11 protein-coding genes are annotated in these 18,574 nt (G+C 51.0%); 6 read left to right on the plus strand and 5 right to left on the minus strand.

From position 1 onward, the window contains the following. Complete coding sequence (locus tag ACPAOP_RS11605) at positions 1 to 2,928, minus strand: EAL domain-containing protein (protein ID WP_423708118.1); 2,928 nt, start codon at positions 2,926 to 2,928, stop codon at positions 1 to 3. Positions 2,929 to 3,335: 407 nt separating this feature from the next. Between ACPAOP_RS11605 and ACPAOP_RS11610 the strand changes: the two genes are divergently transcribed. Both ACPAOP_RS11610 and ACPAOP_RS11615 read left to right on the plus strand, forming a co-directional pair. Then, on the plus strand, positions 3,336 to 7,403 hold the full coding sequence (locus tag ACPAOP_RS11610) for a Pls/PosA family non-ribosomal peptide synthetase (RefSeq protein WP_423708120.1): 4,068 nt from the start codon (positions 3,336 to 3,338) through the stop codon (positions 7,401 to 7,403). Then, the gene (locus ACPAOP_RS11615; RefSeq protein WP_423708121.1) at positions 7,404 to 8,039 is read left to right on the plus strand and encodes a 4'-phosphopantetheinyl transferase family protein; all 636 of its coding nucleotides are present in this window, start codon (positions 7,404 to 7,406) and stop codon (positions 8,037 to 8,039) included. A 144-nt stretch (positions 8,040 to 8,183) separates the two neighbouring features. Here the strand turns inward: ACPAOP_RS11615 and ACPAOP_RS11620 are convergent, their stop codons facing one another. Next, positions 8,184 to 8,411 carry a hypothetical protein gene (locus tag ACPAOP_RS11620; protein ID WP_423708122.1) on the minus strand — a complete coding sequence of 76 codons (228 nt, stop codon included), beginning with the start codon at positions 8,409 to 8,411 and terminating at the stop codon, positions 8,184 to 8,186. A 390-nt stretch (positions 8,412 to 8,801) separates the two neighbouring features. On the opposite strand from ACPAOP_RS11620, the gene imuA reads away from it, so the two are divergent. The 3 genes from imuA (at position 8,802) to ACPAOP_RS11635 (ending at position 14,417) form a co-directional block, all read left to right on the plus strand. Then, positions 8,802 to 9,581 (plus strand): translesion DNA synthesis-associated protein ImuA, encoded by a 780-nt coding sequence (gene imuA, locus ACPAOP_RS11625; protein WP_423708124.1) that lies wholly within the window; start codon positions 8,802 to 8,804, stop codon positions 9,579 to 9,581. A gap of 82 nt (positions 9,582 to 9,663) precedes the next feature. After that, complete coding sequence (locus tag ACPAOP_RS11630; RefSeq protein ID WP_423708125.1) at positions 9,664 to 11,214, plus strand: Y-family DNA polymerase; 1,551 nt, start codon at positions 9,664 to 9,666, stop codon at positions 11,212 to 11,214. Further along, positions 11,214 to 14,417, plus strand: coding sequence for an error-prone DNA polymerase (locus ACPAOP_RS11635; RefSeq protein ID WP_423708127.1), 3,204 nt, complete (start codon positions 11,214 to 11,216; stop codon positions 14,415 to 14,417). The genes ACPAOP_RS11630 and ACPAOP_RS11635 overlap by 1 nt, the downstream gene beginning before the upstream one ends. 133 nt (positions 14,418 to 14,550) lie before the next feature. On the opposite strand, the gene ACPAOP_RS11640 is transcribed toward ACPAOP_RS11635, so the two are convergent. Together ACPAOP_RS11640 and ACPAOP_RS11645 are read right to left on the minus strand one after the other, a co-directional pair. Continuing rightward, on the minus strand, positions 14,551 to 15,492 hold the full coding sequence (locus ACPAOP_RS11640; protein ID WP_423708128.1) for an L-lactate dehydrogenase: 942 nt from the start codon (positions 15,490 to 15,492) through the stop codon (positions 14,551 to 14,553). Positions 15,493 to 15,562: 70 nt separating this feature from the next. Then, entirely contained in the window at positions 15,563 to 15,916 is a 354-nt protein-coding gene (locus tag ACPAOP_RS11645; RefSeq protein WP_423708130.1) for a YkvA family protein, read from the minus strand. Between the two features lie 331 nt (positions 15,917 to 16,247). On the opposite strand from ACPAOP_RS11645, the gene ACPAOP_RS11650 reads away from it, so the two are divergent. Continuing rightward, positions 16,248 to 16,439 (plus strand): PspC domain-containing protein, encoded by a 192-nt coding sequence (locus ACPAOP_RS11650; protein ID WP_423708132.1) that lies wholly within the window; start codon positions 16,248 to 16,250, stop codon positions 16,437 to 16,439. A 583-nt stretch (positions 16,440 to 17,022) separates the two neighbouring features. Here the strand turns inward: ACPAOP_RS11650 and ACPAOP_RS11655 are convergent. Then, on the minus strand, positions 17,023 to 18,411 hold the full coding sequence (locus ACPAOP_RS11655) for a methyl-accepting chemotaxis protein (protein ID WP_423708133.1): 1,389 nt from the start codon (positions 18,409 to 18,411) through the stop codon (positions 17,023 to 17,025). Positions 18,412 to 18,574: the final 163 nt, after the last annotated feature.

The raw sequence follows: 18,574 nt of genomic DNA on the forward strand, positions 1-18,574 counted from the left end.
CTATTTTTTATCACCCTGCTCTATTAATTGCACAAACTGCTCGACAGGAACCGGGCGGCTGAACAAATACCCTTGTGCTTCATCGCAGGCAGATTCTTGCAAAAAGGCCAGTTGCGCAGCGGTTTCAACCCCCTCTGCAATCACCGTTAGCTGAAGATTGTGGCCTAGTTGGATGATGGCTTTGACGATAGACGCGCCGTCCGGATCACTCAGCATATCGCGGACAAATGACTGATCTATCTTGAGTTTATCAACGGAGAGCCGTTTCAGATAAGAGAGGCTTGAATATCCGGTGCCAAAATCGTCAATCGACAGTTTGACACCTAATTCTTTGAGACCATGTAATGATTTGATGGTTGTTTCAACGTCCTGCAACAGGATGGACTCAGTCAGTTCCAGCTCAAGCAACTCCGGACGCAAGCCAGAGACAGCCAGAGCATTACTGACCATCTTGAGTACGTCACCGCGTTTGAATTGCAAGGCCGAGAGATTGACGGCAACGACCGGTGGCACAGGATATTTGTCCTGCCATATACGCGCATGGCGGCAGGCTTCGTTGATCACCCATTCGCCGATCTGGATAATATGGCCGCTGCGTTCAGCTAACCCGATAAATTTACCGGGAGCAATCAGGCCATCGATAGGATGTTGCCAGCGCACCAGCGCTTCTGCGGCGATGATTTTGCCCGTTTTGATATCAATCTGAGGCTGATAATGAAGTGTGAATTCATTATTGCGGACCGCACCGGCTAAACCACCGGTTAACCGGATCTGCTCGACCAGGCCGGCATTCATGTCCCGCGTAAAGAAACGATAGGTATTGCGCCCCGCTTCTTTTGCACTGTTTAATGCTGTGTGCGAGTGTTTCAGTAAGGTATCAAAATCCTCACCATCAATCGGGTAGAGTCCGATCCCGATTGAGCAGGAGAGATTCACAACCTCTTTATTGACACTGAATGGTATCGAGAATTCTTCCCGTATGGTATTGCCAATTTCTGCTATGCCGGGGACGTCATATTTACCCGTGAGCAGAATGACGAACTCGTCACCACTTAAACGGCTCATCGTTGCTGTCGCGGGTATGCAATGCTGCAAACGATTGGCGACTTCAACCAGAACCTGATCTCCGATACCGTAACCGAGACTGTCATTAATCTGCTTAAAGTGATCAAGATCAAGGTACAGCATGTTGACCGTCATGTTTTCATTTTTTGCGACAATCACAGCATGATCAAAACGATCGCGCAGTAACAAGCGGTTAGGTAGATTAGTCAAGGGATCAAAATTCGTCAAAAATTCCAGTTTTTCCCTGGTTTCGGCATTCTCTGTACGCGTACGCAAGCTGACTATGCAATAAGCAATGTCATTCACCATTTCTTCGAGAAGTCGCACTTCCGCCGTATCAAAAGCATCTGCCTCACAGGCATAGATATTTAAAGCACCGAGAATTTTTGCGTCGCAAATGAGCGGCAATGATACGCTGGATTGATAGCCCCGCTCTAATGCAGCCTGACGCCAAGGAGCCATGCTGGCATTGGTCAGGATATTCTGAATGATGTGCGGTGTGCCGGTCCGGATGGCGGTACCGGTCGGGCCCTGCCCTTGCGGATTGTTGCCCCACGAAATATTAATCGTTTCAAGATAGCCGCTTTCATAGCCAGCTTGCGCAATCGGGCGTACTGTTTTTGCTTCATCCTGTTCGGCATAGCCGACCCAAGCCATCAGATAACCGCCGTTATCGACGCACAGACGGCAAATTTCAGATAGCAGATGATGCTCGTTCTCACTGCGCGACAGAGCAATATTACAGTCGCTGATGAGCCTGAGTGCGCGATTCAGTTTCTTTTGTTCTGCTTCGCTTTGCCGTAATTCGCTGGTCATATTTCTTGCGATTGCCAGCGCTCGGGAGCGTCCGGTGACCAGCAACCAGACCACCAGCGCGAGCAACACGCTGGCGATGCTGCCGGTAACGGCAATAATATTTGCCCGGTCACTTTTCAGTCTGGCATCGAATGCCGGCAATGAAGTGATGACGATGTTCCAGTGGTGTCCGAATAAAGCCAGTGGTTTGACGGTACGGAAAACTGCATCGTAGTTTTCCGTCATTTTTTTTGAGTCGTACATCAACTGGGGCGTTTCGGTTGAGAGGCCGTCATAAACACTCAGATGAAAAGGAGCGCTGCTTTCATCGAAACGATGACCGAGTATTCCTGTCATCAGGTCATTCATACGGAATGGTGCATAGACCCAGCCTTCGATATTCTGATGTCGCTCAGTGATGTTGTCATGCTGGCTATGCAGACGGTAAATCGGCATATACATAAGAAAACCAGCCTGCACATCCTGCTCGGTTTCCTGAACCAGTTTTACCTTGCCGGAAATGATGGTCTTATCTTCTTCAATAGCTTTATTCAGTGCTGCGCGGCGAATGGCTTCAGAATACATATCGTAACCAATCGCACGCTGGTTTCGCCAGTTAGGTGGCTGCAGAAAGGTGATCGGAGCATAGATTTCACGTTCACCTGCCGGACGGATATCATATTCAATTGCGCCATTCGCCCGCATTTGGCTGATGTAGGCGCTTTTTTCTTTGGATGTAATAAAACGGGCAAAACCCACACCCTGAATCCCCGGAAATTTATCTTCAAATTTCAGTGTTTCAATATAGCGGTTGAATTCATCCTGACTGACGTTATGGGTGACGGTGAACAGACCGGCGACACCTTCCAGGACTTGTTCATAGCTTTGCAGGCGCCGGATAATATTATCAAAAGTCTCGTTCGATCTGTACTCGAACTCATCGTGCAGTGCCTGGCGATTGGCTTCGCGCGGCGTATCCTGAAGTGCATAGGTCAGTGCGAGACCGAGAATGAGAATGACCCATGGAATAAACTGGAAGCCGTAGTGGAGGTTTTCTTTTTTTAACATGGAAAATACAACGGTTAGTCGTTCCAGACACGATTACTAACTGAGTTCACTGAGAAATCTCCGCAGATTTGATTGATTTTGCATACCAATTAATCTAATGCAAACCATAGCTGACAGACTTTGGTATGGTCAACCGTTTTCCGGCGACATCGTCTTTTTTTGGTATTCCATGCGTGGACAGATCATGTCCGGATTTTTATCTTGCGCAATTCTTGCGCAATAAATAGAAACAGTTGCGATTAAGCGCGCTATTTCGACATTATTTAATTTCCCGAAATGATAAACTGCCAGACTATCGACATAGCGGCATATTCCCGCCTTCTGATCCAGATCAACGTTCAACGTTGCCTGTCATCGTAAAAAATATAAAACAATCAAACAATCGTTGTCACCAATTCTGAATACTTATGCCCTCGTCAAGCAGCACCTTTGTCAACACACCGGATAACGGAATTTTGTATGGTCAGTCTCGGCCCGATCTGATTCGCGAAGAAATCCTTGCAGACCTGCTGGAAGCGACAGCCTCCCGTTACCCGGATAAAACGGCGCTGATTTTTGAAAAACGCGCACTGACGTACAGTGAGTTAAACGCAGCTGCAGATCGCGTCGCATCATTTTTGATTTCAGCCGGGGTCGGCCCCGGGCAAATCGTCGGCTTATGGTTACCGCGTGGTATTGATCTGCTGGTCATGCAGGCAGGCATTGCGAAAACCGGAGCAGCTTGGCTTCCTTTCGATGCGGATACGCCGGTCGAGCGTATCGCAGTTTGCCTGGCAGATGCCAGTGCGGCCGGCATCCTGTCCTGCGCCGGGTTTGAAAGTCAGCTGCATCAATTGCCTCTCCCGATCTGGATCGCGGAAATTGCGGCGGCACATCAGCCTGAAATATTGTTGCGACGTCGCGGTAGTCACTCCACAGATCCTGCCTATGTTATTTACACATCGGGCTCGACCGGAAAGCCGAAAGGCATACTTGTTAGTCAGGCAAGTATCTGCCATTTTTTACGCAGTGAAAATCAGGTATTGCAGATTGCGCCGTCCGACTGGGTCTATCAGGGATTTTCAGTGGCCTTCGATATGTCATTCGAAGAAATCTGGATCAGTTATCTGGTGGGGGCAACCTTATGGCTAGCACCTAAAGCGATTACGGCCGACCCTGATCTGCTGCCTGTCGCGCTCGCAGAAAATCACATTACCGTTTTACATGCCGTCCCTACCCTGCTCGCTTTATTTTCGCAAGATGTTGCCAGCCTGCGTCTGATTAATCTTGGCGGCGAAATGTGTCCGGAAGCGCTGGTTAATCGCTGGAGCAAACCGGGACGGCAGATGTTCAATACCTATGGCCCGACGGAGGCAACGGTATCGGCCAGTCTTGCATCGTTGCAGCCTCAGCAAGCGGTGACGATAGGCAAGCCTCTGCCAAATTATTCGCTGATGGTGATTGCAACCGATATTGAACATGGTCTGCGCTTGTTGCCGTGGGGAGAGACGGGGGAACTTTGCATTTCCGGCCCTGGCGTCGCAACCGGTTATCTGGGACGCCCCGATTTAACAGCAGAAAAAATTCTGCCGAATCCGTGGGCAACACAAGCAAACGAAGCACGTTTATACAGAACCGGTGATCTTGCCTGCATACAGCCGGATGGCAGCGTTGTTTGTCTTGGGCGTGCCGATGATCAGGTGAAAATTCGCGGTTTCCGGGTTGAGTTAGGGGAAATTGAAACTGTCCTCGCACAGCAAACCGGTGTTGGTACTGTCGCCGTGGTCTTGCGTCAGGATCAGGGTATAGACCAGATCGTTGCGTTCATCGTCCGCGAAGACATTCATGCAGAAAATACGGTTGCATCGATGGCGACGCAATCCGACGCTGAATTCGGCGCAGGCTTGCGGGGCGTACTTAGCGCGCTTCTGCCACCATATATGGTGCCGTCGCGCTTCGAATTCATGACGGAAGTTCCGCGCCTGACCTCAGGAAAAATCGATCGCAACGAGTTAAAACGATGTGTCTTACAAGCCGTAGCCGCATCCGGCGAATCGGACGTTGCGGAGTCCGCAACTGAGGAAGTGTTGTTCAGCGCGCTGGCAAGCTTATTCCCCGGACAGACAATACGGCGCGACGCCGATTTTTTCAATGATCTTGGCGGCCATTCGCTGATGGCGGCAAAACTGGTGTCTGTATTACGAAAACATCCCCGTTTTGCGTATTTCAAGATTGCCGACATCTATCAGCGTCGCAGTGTGCAAGGTATTTCTGAGGTATTGGAGGCCGCCGGTTTGCTGCAGGATGCGGCCCTCGCAGATGCTCAGGAAACCTGGAACCCGGCACCAGTCTGGAAACGCTGGATCTGTGGCGCGGCGCAGGCTGCTACGGTGCCGTGGCTGGTGGCCATGCGTATGGTGCAATGGCTGACGCCGTTTTTTGCTTACCATTTCTTTACTGGTGACCCCGGTGACTCGATTACGCGCGCAGTGTTGTTGTCGGTTGGCGTGTTTTTATTATTGACGGTTGCAGAATTCGCGATTGCGATTATCGGCAAATGGCTGATTGCCGGACGATTGAAACCCGGTCGTTATCCGTTGTGGGGCGTGACGTATTTCCGCTGGTGGCTGGCAGATCGGCTGGTTGATGCCGCGCCAGTCTATATGCTGAGTGGTTCTGCATTGTATTCGTGGTGGCTACGTGCACTCGGCGCGAAGATAGGCCGCGATGTGATGATAGGTTCGATCACCTTGCGTGCGCCGGATCTGCTGTCCATCGGGGATGGTGCCAGCATAGGCAATGCAACGAATCTGGAAAATGTGCGGGTTCAGCATGGTGAACTTCTGATCGGCAGCATCAACATCGCCAAAGATGCTTATGTCGGTTCGTATTGTGTACTCGAAGGAAATGTCACGCTGGAAGAAGGCGCGCATCTGGAAGGGCAATCCGCATTGGCGGAAGGTCAGATTATTCCACGCGATCGTATCTGGAAAGGATCCCCGGCAAAAGATGTTGGCGCATTTGATGCCAATGCTTATCCCGCAAGACCGGCTTACAGTAAGCTGCGCGCGATCGGAGAAAACACCTTTTTCATCCTGGGCTCGCTGTTTATCAGCGCGCTGTTTTTTATGCCGGTCTTCCCCAGTTTTGTCACGATAGACTGGTTTGATAATGCGGATAATTTCCCTTGGTTGCAAACCAATTCGGTTCCTTTGCAACTGGCGAAATATTTCTTACTCGCGTTTCCGGCGACAGCTGTTCTGATCGTTTGCACCGCCCTGCTTTCTGCTGGTATACGCTGGAGCATTCTGCCCAAACTGAAACCGGGTAGTTACGCGGTACATGGCAACATCTATTGCGGAAAATGGCTGGTTAATCAGATTCAGGAATCGAGTCTGAATGTGCTGCATGGCGTGTATGCAACGGTATATGCACCGTTCTGGTACCGGATGCTGGGTGCCAAAGTCGGCAAAGGCGCTGAAATTTCGACAGCCTTGGGCGTGGTGCCGGACATGCTGACACTGGGCGATGAAACCTTTATCGCCGACGCTGTGTTACTTGGTGATGAGCAGATAGATCGTGGCTGGATGACCATGCATCCAACGGTCGTTTCGCGCCGTAGTTTTGTCGGCAACGGTGCCTACATCCCGGATGGAACAGTACTGCCCGAGAATGTGCTGATCGGCGTGCATACCTGCGCACCAGACAATGCGCAAATGACAAATGGCGATACCTGGCTGGGATCGCCGCCGATCAATTTGCCGGCACGCGAAGAGGTCAAAGGTTTTCCTGAAAGTTTAACGTTCAAGCCTTCAGTGATGCGACGCATAGGACGCACGCTGGTTGAAACTTTCCGGATTATTGCACCACACGCGATGGTGATTGCCGTTGGTTACACCGTCGTTCTTGACCTGATGCCGCTCGCGGGGGAAGACCGTTGGGCAGAAGTGCTGTATTACCTGGTAGCCTCAGGCTTGCTGTATGGAGTCGGCAGTTTTGTCTTTGTACTGGTGTTGAAATGGCTGCTGATTTTCCGCTACAAGAAAGCCAGCGTCCCCATGTGGACACCATTTGTCTGGTTATCGGAAGGTATTACGAATTTATACGAAGGGATTGCTGTACCGAATTTCATGCGCTATCTGCGTGGTACGCCTTGGTTACCGCTAGCATTCAATCTGCTTGGCTGCAAAATTGGTCGCGGTGTGTATATGGACACAACCGATATTACCGAGTTTGATTGCGTCAGCATTGGCGACCACAGCGAAATCAATGCTCTCGCCTGCCCGCAAACCCATTTGTTTGAAGATCGCGTCATGAAAATTGATCATGTCAGCATCGGTGAACGTGTTTACATGGGGCCGCGCAGTGCCGTGTTGTATAGCGCGGTTGTCGGTAATGATGCAAGCCTGGGGGCACTGACGCTGGTGATGAAAGGGGAGTTTATTCCTGCGAATTCGCATTGGCGCGGTTGCCCGGCCGCGATGACAGGTAAATAAATGCAAAAGCTAGCAGACATGCAAGGTATACGTCTGCCAGCTTTTGCTGTGTTTAACTGGGAAACACAGCGCTGGTCTGCTCTCGATTATTTCAGGCAACAGTCCAATGTGGTGATCGGACTGTCTTTCCCACCAAATCTTCAGCGCGAAACCGCCAGGCAACAATTGCATCTCGCCATCACCGAATTACTGATGCAGGCATTTTCCAGCGCAGCGGAAGAGATACGGCTGATACGTGTCGCAGGTAGCAAACTGCAATGCTTCATCGCTACACAAGAAGTTTTTATTTCCGTCAGCCATGAACCTGGCTTATCGTTGGCCGCGATCAGTCAGAAACAGCAGCCGGGTATCGATCTGATGGCAGTAAAGGCTATGGATGACTGGCAGGATATTGCCGGTATCTATTTCAGTCCTCAGCAAATCGCAGCACTACAACAGGTGCAAGATGGTGAACGCGCAACGCTGTTTGCGCATTACTGGACAATGATGGAAGCGCGTTTTAAATGTGCTGGCATTGCCATAACAGAGTACGACGACCACGTTCAGCAACAGATGGCATCGGTTTTAAAAGATGCTCAAATCTATGCGCTGGCATTGCCTGTTGGCTATATCGGCACGCTGATATTGCGCCCCTGATCATTTCCCCAGCCTTACCTGCAAGGCTACTGCTCAGGCTGTTGCGCTTGCTGATACTGCTGCCCTAAAGTATGCGCAAGCAATAACAAAAATAGCAAAATCAGGCGTACATATTGCGAAGCATAAGGCGCGAATCCTCAGCGCTTACCAGTTTGCCTTGGACAAAATAATCAGCCATTTCTTGCAGAACAAAATTTCCAGATGTCCTGGCTGTACACCTGTGGAGCAATCCAATACGGGATTGACGTAATAAGCACGCTGTCTGTAATCGCGGCAGACGAATATCTCACGACGGCCTAAGCGCAGTAAAAAAGAAGTTGGCGACAATTGCAGACTGAAACGCGTATCAAAAGACTGATCGAGGTATGCCATAAATGAATCTCCGGGTTGGTTATAAAGGCAGTTCATACTTTTTTCTGACCCTTGAAGCGCAGAGCATTTCCGGTTACTACAAAAAATAATGAACTACCTTGTTACAAAAAAGATCGCGAAGGACATCATCGACTGCATCGTTCAGTGAGGCTTTCATTCATCACTGACTCATCGTTTGTCCATGGAAAGCACTTTAACATAAGATACTGTATGTGCAATCAGTATATTTAAAAGTGTCGCAAACTTTCCACTGCCGAGAAATCTGTATATCCCCGCAAAGCATTATCTGGCTTCACTTTCCAGCGATATTGCAGCTACGTCTGAAAAACTATTGCAGTTCAGATAGTCTGATTTATACTGTACGTATAATCAGTATAAATTTATTTTGGCATGAATAAGAATACGCAAATCCCTGTTTTGAATGGCCTACAAGACCTGCACCCCGCACTCTGGCGAGCATCGCAACTCGCGCACGGCGTGGCAAAAACAGTGGCAAGCGGCTACATAGCTCTGAACCGGGAGTTGCCGGATAGCGGCTGGCCATTAGGTCAGCTGACAGAGATACTGACCGAACAAGCAGGCACAGCAGAGTTACGACTGTTATTACCGGCAATAAAAAAAATGGGCGCCCGCCCGCTTGCTTTGCTGGCACCCCCCTACACACCGCAAGTCACGGCTTTATTGAGTCAGCAATTGTGCTCATCGCAATTACTGTGGGTAGCGTGCGATAAACATGCAGACAGTTTGTGGGCTGCGGAGCAAATATTACGGCATGGCAGTTGCGGTACCTTGCTATTCTGGCAGCCGCAGATACGCACCGAGGCATTGCGACGACTGCATCTGGCAGCACAAGCCTCTGAGACTTTGTTTTGTCTGATACGACCTTTACGTGCGGCAGCCTCTGCATCGCCTGCACCTCTGCGTGTCAGCGTGCGGCCGACAGCATTTGGTTTGCAAGTGCATTTACTTAAACGACGCGGGGCATTGCGCGAGGCACCTTTGCCTTTGTATTTACCTGATCACCCGTATCTCAATCCGCATCTCAATCCCTATATCAGCCCGCGTGCACCGGAAATCTCACCTTCTATACCTGTCGAGACCACATCTGTCCGGCACAAAGTTTCCGCTGTTTTTCACAATCATCTGCAAGCTAAGCATGCATCTGAGTGATGCAAAAGGCTGAAGTATGACTGCCCCCTTCCTTTCGCGACATGAGCGAAAAATCAGTGTAAATGCAGATGCAAATACAGAAATGTCGTCAGGCAGATCGCACAAACTCGCAACAGCCAGTAAGTCAGCTGGACCACCGCAGCTCTGGATTGCGGTGCATTTCCCTTTGCTGGAGCTGGATGTGTTTTTACCGTACTGGCAGCGACGCAGAGAAGATCACGGCAGCGTCGTCTTACAACAAAACCGCGTGACAGCGATGTCTGAAACTGCGCAACAGGCTGGCGTACGCGCAGGCATGCGGCGTGGCGGCGTTTTCATGTTGTTACCAACGGCAAAGTTGTTTCAGCGGGATTTAGTCAGACAAAAAAATGCCTTAGAGGCTGCAGCCCTCGCCTTGTTGCGATATACGCCGCAGGTGGCCATCGCAGAAGAAGCCACCATCGTGCTAGATATCGGTGCCAGTTTGCGTCTGTTCGGTGGCTTGCGGGCATTACGTCAGCATGTACGGCAAACCATGGAAATACTGGGTTTGCATACCACCATTGCCTGCGCCCCGTTTGCCAAAGCCGCCTGCATACTGGCGCGTGATGCGGCCCGCCAGCACAAATCCGGCGCGCAGTGTTTACATCCGCAGCGCTTGCCCACCCGGCTGAATGGGCTGCCAGTCAGTCTGCTGATACATGCCCGTCCCTGTCTGGAATTATTGCAAGGGTTGGCATGTCACACACTTTTTCATCTGCAACAACTGCCGCGCGCTGGTGTGCAACGCCGTTTTGGTAAAGCCTTGCTGGATGAGCTGGATCAGGTCTATGGCAGGCAGAGCACTTTATTCACCTGGGTCGTGGCAGCGCCGCGATTCCATGCCAGCCTGGAATTGCCCGACAGGCTGGAGCGCAGCGATATGATATTGACGTATTGCCATAGCCTGCTCAGGCAATTAAGCGGCTGGCTCAGTGTGCATCGTCTCGCTGTGAAGCAAATCCGCCTGCAGTTGCAGCATGAGCGCGGTCGTCAGGCGGTCGCGCCAAGCATATTGAACATCGTTATGGCTGAAGCTTGCTGGCAAGACGCGCATTTGCTGCCACTGCTCAAAGAAAAGTTAGCGCAATTCAGCCTGCCATCGGCTGTGATTGCGCTGGTGCTGGAAGCCCCGGAAACAGTCGCACTGGATGTGCAAAGCGAATCCTTATTTCCCGAACCGGGAGGCAAGCCGGAAGACCATCAGCGTTTGCTGGCCTTGCTGGTGGCCCGGCTGGGCGAGGATCATGTCTTGCAAGCCGCGCCACTGGCTGATCACCGGCCTGAAATTGCGAATCAATGGATATCGGTCATGCAAAAACGCCCGGCAGGTGCAGAGATGCCTGCTGCTGCTCTGCTCCACAGACCCGCATGGTTATTGCCGCAGCCATTGCCGCTGACGTTGCGGCAACATCGTCCGTATTACCGCTCAATTCTGACGATAGTTTCACCCGCAGAACGTATAGAAGCGGGCTGGTGGACTACGCAAACCCAGGCCCGCGATTATTTTGTTGCCACCAGCGCAGATCATGTCCGTTACTGGATTTACCGCGAACGTTCCAGCGATCCTGAAAGCACGGCACCGCGCTGGTTTTTGCATGGGGTGTTTGGCTGATGCCCAACGATGAGCATGAACACAATGCTGCTGCGTCTGCTGGCCATCAATTGCCCGGATACGCAGAATTATTCTGCCTCTCAAATTTCAGTTTTCTGGAAGGCGCCTCGCATGCCGAAGAGTTAGTCAAACGCGCGGTGAATCTCGGCTATCAGGGAATCGCGATTACCGATGAATGCTCTCTCGCGGGCATCGTACGCGCGCATGAGGAAGCCAAAAAACATGCGTTGCCGCTGATAATCGGCGCTTATTTCAGGCTGACTGAAACAGAAAATAGTATGCCGGGGCCGACGCTGATTATTCTGGCCTGCAACCGCGAAGGCTATGGCAATCTGTCTGAGCTGATCACACTGGCCCGCAGCCGCTGCATCAAAGGCAGCTATTTGCTCAATACTACCGACTTCAGTCATCCGCCAGCCGGTTACGAACATCTTGCTGGTATGCCGGATTGCTTACTGATACTGGTACCCGAATATCCTTTGCGCCCACCCGTTCTGGCACAGCAGGCGGCCTGGTGCGCGCAGGTCTTTCCACAACGCAGCTGGATGGGGCTGAATCTGCTGCTGCAATTAGCTGACGCTTATCAATTGCAGCATGTCAGCCATATCGCCGCTGAATATGCGTTACCGGTCGTCGCCATCGGCCATGTCACCATGCATGTGCGTTCGCGCAAGCCTTTGCAGGACACGATGACAGCTATACGTCTGGGCAAAGCCATTGCCGATTGCGGTTATGCACTGGCCCCCAATGCAGAACAGCATCTGCGCTCGCGATTGCGGCTGGCCAGTATTTATCCACCATCGACGCTGGCTGAAACGCTGCGCATTGCCAGCTTATGCCATTTCTCACTGGATGAATTGCGCTATGAATATCCGGATGAACTGGTGCCCGAAGGCATGACGCCCGCGCTCTATCTGCGGCAGGAAGTTATGGCAGGTGCGCATCTGCGTTATCCCAAAGGCATACCGGATCACGTCGCGGCAACGATAGAACATGAGCTGCATCTGATTAACGATCTGGCTTATGAGCCTTATTTTCTGACGGTGCACGATATCGTCAAATTTGCCCGCAGCCAGGACATTCTTTGCCAAGGGCGTGGTTCCGCCGCTAATTCCGTCGTTTGCTATTGCCTGCACATCACAGAGGTGAATCCCGAGGTGAACACACTGCTGTTTGAACGCTTCATTTCCAAAGAACGTGGCGAACCGCCAGACATCGATGTCGATTTTGAACATCAGCGGCGTGAAGAGGTAATGCAATATATCTACAACAAATATGGCCGCAATCGTGCTGCGCTGGCGGCTGCCGTACATACCTATCGCCCGCGCGGTGCGCTGCGCGAAGTCGGCAAGGCGCTAGGCGTTGATCTGGCAATTATTGATGCTGTCGCAAAATCTCACCGCTGGTTCGACAGCAAGCAGGATTTACTGCAGCGCTTTGAAGAATGTGGTCTCGATACGCAATCCATGCTGGCACAGCAATGGGCAACACTGGCAACACGTTTATTAGGATTTCCGCGCCATCTGTCGCAACACAGCGGCGGCTTCGTGATTGCACGCGGTAAGTTATCGCGCCTGGTGCCGATAGAAAACGCCGCCATGAAAGACCGCCGCGTGATTCAGTGGGATAAAGACGATCTTGAATCGCTGGGTTTGCTGAAAGTCGATGTGCTGGCGCTCGGCATGTTATCGGCATTAAAGCTGGCACTCGATATGATGGCGATGTTTCCCGGCAAACCAGCCACGATGCAGGACATTCCGCGCGAAGACGTCGCCACCTATGACATGATCTGCAAAGCCGATACCGTCGGCGTGTTCCAGATTGAATCGCGGGCGCAAATGAGCATGCTGCCGCGCTTACGCCCGCGCGAATTTTACGATCTGGTGGTGCAGGTTGCGATTGTGCGCCCGGGGCCGATACAAGGCGGCATGGTGCACCCGTATCTGCGGCGGCGTCAGGGGCTGGAAGCGGTAGAAACCTATCATGATCCGGCGATGCAAAAAGCGCTGGGGCGCACGCTCGGTGTTCCTATTTTTCAGGAACAAGTGATGCAGATCGCCATGCTCGCCGCCGACTTTACGCCAGGCGAAGCCGACGGCTTGCGGCGTGCGATGGCCGCCTGGAAACGCAAAGGCGGGCTGGAGTCTTACCATGGTCGTATCGTCAATGCGATGGTCGGCAACGGTTACAGCGAAACCTTTGCCGAAGGCATATTCGAACAGATGAAAGGTTTTGGCGAATATGGTTTTCCTGAAAGCCATTCCGCCAGCTTCGCCATTCTGGCCTATGTCAGCAGCTGGATCAAACGACATGAGCCGGCGATTTTTTTATGCTCGCTGCTGAATTCGCAGCCAATGGGGTTTTATTCACCATCGCAGTTATTGCAAGACGCACGCCGCCATGATGTGCAGGTGCGCGCCGTCGATGTCATGCACAGCAACTGGGATAGCTCGCTCGAGCCGGATATGCATTTCAACCGCTACACCCAGACGCCGCAACCCGTGGTGCGTCTGGGGCTGTCTTTGCTGAATGGCATGTCGGCAGCGGCAGCGCTGCGCATACAGCAAGCGCGTCAGCAACAGGCGTTTACCGATGTCACCGATCTGGCGCGACGTGCAGATCTGAACCGTCATGATCTGCAGGTGCTGGCAGCTGGCAACGCCCTCACCTCGCTCGCCGGTCACCGGCGTCAGGCCTTGTGGCAGGCAGTCGGCTCCTTGCCGGATAAAGATTTACTGCGCCCGACCACGTTACAGGAATCTGCGCCAGAGTTGCGCGCGCCTTCGGAAGCGCAAGAGATTTTCAGCGATTACCACAGCATGGGGCTGACTTTGCAACGCCATCCGGTGGCCTTGCTGCGCACGCAATTGCTGGCGAAGCGGTTTCTGCCGGCAGACACACTCAACACTTTTCAGCAAGATCAGTTTGCCCGCGCCTGCGGCATCGTCACCGTCAGGCAACGCCCGGGAACTGCCAATGGCGTTTTGTTTTTGACGATAGAAGATGAAACCGGCCCGGTGAATGTGATTATCTGGCCATCGCTGCTGGAGCAGCAAAGGCGCGAGGTGCTGGGCGCGCGCTTATTGGGTGTGTATGGAATATGGCAACGCCAGAATGAAGTCTGCCATCTGGTCGCCAAGCGGCTGGTGGATATGTCGCATCTGCTGGGCGAGCTTGCCGTCAGCAGCCGTGATTTTTGTTGATCTGGCATGTCCAGACCGGAATCTCTCAATCATCATGCGCCTTCGCAGTCTTTTTTGCCCGGCAAGGCGCATGCTGATTCAGTCACGCTCAGGGTAGCTTCAATCTAAAGCCTGTATTAAGCTCAATACAGGCTTAATACTGTATCGATTGCAAATGCGTTTTGATGACGGTGGCGCTTTGTTTCAATGCCGCATGTTCTTCCACGCTAAGGGTTGGGAATATCGTCATTTCTATGCCTTTGCGCCCGATGATGTGTGGCAGCGACAAGGCCACATCCGTCACACCTTCGACTTCCGCCATCACAGAACTCGCAGTAAACACACTGCGCTCATCAAACAAGATACAGCGGCTGAGCGCCGCAATCGCCGCACCGATGCCGTAATAGGTAGAGCCTTTGCCCGCGATGATTTTATAAGCCGCACGCCGCACATCCTGATCCACCTGCTGCATGATTTCTGCGCTCAACGGCTGGCCGCTGGCGAGTGCAAATTGCTCGAGTGGCACACCCGCCACACTCGCGCCCGACCAGTTCAGCACCTCAGAATCACCATGTTCGCCCAGCACATACGCATGCACAGAACTCGGCGCCACGTTATAGCGCTGGCCCAGCAAAGTGCGGAAACGCCCGGTATCGAGCATGGTGCCGGTGCCGAGCAAGCGGGATGCTGGCATCCCTTCCCGCACCGCAAGTTTGGTGGCGATCTGCGTCATGATATCGAGCGGATTGGTCGCAATCAGAATAATCGCGTCCCGCGCCGCCCGCACTATTGGCGGAATAATGCCAGCGAAAATTTCTGCGTTTCGCTGCAACAGCGCAAGCCGCGTTTCGCCGGGTTGCTGATTCACCCCCGCCGCCACGATCACCAGCGCACAGCCAGCCAGATCGGCAAACGTGCCGCCATGCACATTCACCGGATACGAAAACGGCGTCGCATGCAAAATATCCATCACATGCGCCTCTGCCAGCGCAGGGAAATGATCAACCAGCACCAGCTCGCTGCCTATACCCTGCAACACCAGTGAATAAGCCGCCGTGCTGCCAACGTTGCCGGTACCGACAATGCCAATTTTCATAAATACTTTCGGGAAGAAATGCGTTGAGCCATGAGTGTATGAGAATGAGCTGAAGACGGTCTGACTTGCTTCAGCTTGAAGATGCCTCGCTACCGAACCAACTCTGTAATTTTTGCTTGGCCTGCGCCTTCACGTCTGCCGTGATATACAGCGACACCATCGCCACCGCTGCCGCCAGCGCACCCAGATCATCACTGAAACCCGCCAGCGGAATCGCATCGGGAATCGCATCCAGCGGCGAAATGAAATACGCCAGCGCACCGTAAATCACCGTCTTCGCCCACGCCGGTGTTTCCGGACGCTGCGCCGCATAGTACAGATACAGCGCCTTTTCTATCACATCACGCCCCGCCTTCAGCGCAAAGCCCTTGAGCTTTTCCCAGAAACTGCTGTCCGAATAAGCGGTATTTTCCGGCGTCGTCATCGCGCATCCTTTCACAAAAAAACATCCCACAAGCCCTGATTTTACGCCACAGAACCGCAAAAAATACTGGGGGGAGTATATTTAATCGCCCAATGAATACGCTGAGAATAAGGCGAAAATGGCACATACTCCCCTGTTTTTATCAAAACGGACGTTTTTCAGGAACAATTACCTTACCAAGAAAAGTATCGTCAGCGAAACATAAACTTCAGAAGTTTTACATGCGCTACTCAGACAGATTGTAAGTTAATTAAAAAATTGTCTTTTTAAACACTACAAGTTACACTTTATTTTTGTTGAATTAAATAAACATTGAGCACATTGACAACACATGAACAATAAACGTCTAAATCGCTCAGATGACCGCCAACTAGCTGGAGTATGCGGTGGAATCGCAGAATTTTTGGGCTGGCAATCTAGCGTTGTCAGGGCACTTTGGGTGACTGCGACGATCTTATCTGGCGGGTCTGGTTTTATTATTTATACATTATTGGCATGTGCTATGCCGCCGCCTGATGCCTGATCAGCCGTTCTCGTTCCGCCACATATAGTATTTTTTCCTTTGCCGTGCCTTTATGCTGCAACAAACGCCCCCTCATTCATTCAATCAGACTTACTCCGCTACTTTGTCACAAGCCAATTAATTCAAACACGATCAAGGAGAATATTTTGGTAACAAAGAAAACACACACATCTGCGGAGCCAAAGCTCTCTAATGAGTGATTGATTTCTCGGGATGATGCAAAATCTAGGATGCAAGAAAGAATTCAAAAAGGGCTAGAAATAAAACAAGTCCAGATAAATTCACGAGAGGCTCTTGATACTGCAAGAAACGAATACAGAAAATGGAATTCGTTTAATGCAGAACTTCTAAAAAGGATATTTTCTACTGAAGGAGCCTGTAAGAATTTCTGTGTAAATGCCACGGAACAAGTCAGTGATCGTATTTTTGAATGCGATCACCAAACTCAATCATAAAACGATTTAAGGCCATACGCCAATTGTGTATGGTTCTTTCTTTTTGCGAGGTTTTTTCGTGGTCATCGTATCGGTCATGGCAAATCCCTTTCGGTATTATTTCATGACCCCGGTTCACACAGAAATTCTTACAGGCTCATGATGCTGGTCACACGCTGAATACTATTGACGATTTCGACCATGGTCGATCCCGCCTGATCAACCAGTTTCGCACCAATTTCTACCTTACTGACAGAATCGTCAATCAACTTTTTAATCTCTCTGGCAGCTTCAGCCGAACGTTGCGCGAGACTTCTCACCTCCGTCGCAACGACGGCAAATCCACGTCCCTGCTCACCTGCGCGGGCAGCCTCAACGGCGGCATTCAGTGCAAGGATATTAGTCTGAAAAGCGATACCGTCAATCACCCCGATGATGTCCACAATCTTACGAGACGATTCATTGATCGAACCCATCGTCCGGACAACCTCGGCGACAACGTTACCGCCTTTAACGGCAACATCTGAAGCAGACACGGCAAGCTGATTGGCCTGACGTGCACTATCGGTATTCTGCTTCACGGTTGAGGTCAGCTCCTCCATCGAAGAGGCAGTTTCTTCCAGCGAGCTGGCTTGTTGTTCAGAACGGGAAGATAAATCCAGATTTCCTGACGCTATCTGTTTTGAAGCGGACGCTATGGTTTCAGTACCGGCACGCACCATACCGACAATATCAGCAAGACCATCACGCATGACACGCATTGCGTGCATAAGACTATACTCATCGCCTGCGGCCAGTTGGATATCGACACTCAGATCCCCAGCAGCAATTTTTTCTGCAATTTTTACCGCATAACGTGGCTCGCCACCTAATTGCCTCAGCAGGCTACGGATAATCAGCCACGAAGCGAGCACACCAACCAGGATCGCCAACAGTCCCAATATGATCAGCATTTTTCGTGCGTCACGATAATCTGTTTCTGCTTTAATGACTGCTTCTTTATTCTCCTTTTCCTGATCTACGACAAAATCATTGATCAGTTCCCACCATTTCTTTTGTACCGGACGATATTCATAGCGCAGAAGCTTATAAGAATCATCTTTATTACCTTGCTGAATTAATTGCAGACTTTTAGCGATGAAAGGCTCAGATAATTTTGCCTGTTCGCGGATTTTATTTAATGAACTAAGTTGTGCGTCATTCGTCTCGCTATCCCGTTTCATCAATTGCTCTAATTTATCCTCGGCCTCATGGTATTTTTTATTCTGGGCAGTAATACGATCAACTTCTATCTGTATCTCTTTTTGTTCAGTCAGCAATAACAAATTCCGCAACGCCAATGCTCTCTCAGTAACCGTCAGATACATACTCTGCGCCAACCGTATTTCCTCATCGTTAAAGTGAACGATTTGTTCCATCCGCTTATTCATCTGATGCAGATAGCTGATCCCCAACACGAGCACGATTAACAAAAAACTCAATACCAGACCAAATCCGGCGGTTAAGCGACTTGATACCTTGGTGTCTTCAATTCTCATGATTTGTGTCTCCCGGTAATGAAATGAATACTGAAATACTCAATGTCTGGTACGGTGTAGCTCACTATCTGAATCGTTTTTTAATCACCGGCTGCTATATACCAATTTCAATTACCAACACTTATAAATCTAACATCATATTTAACAGTATATTAATATTTTT

Source organism: Undibacterium sp. WLX3042, assembly GCF_049544825.1.
Taxonomy (GTDB): domain Bacteria; phylum Pseudomonadota; class Gammaproteobacteria; order Burkholderiales; family Burkholderiaceae_D; genus Undibacterium.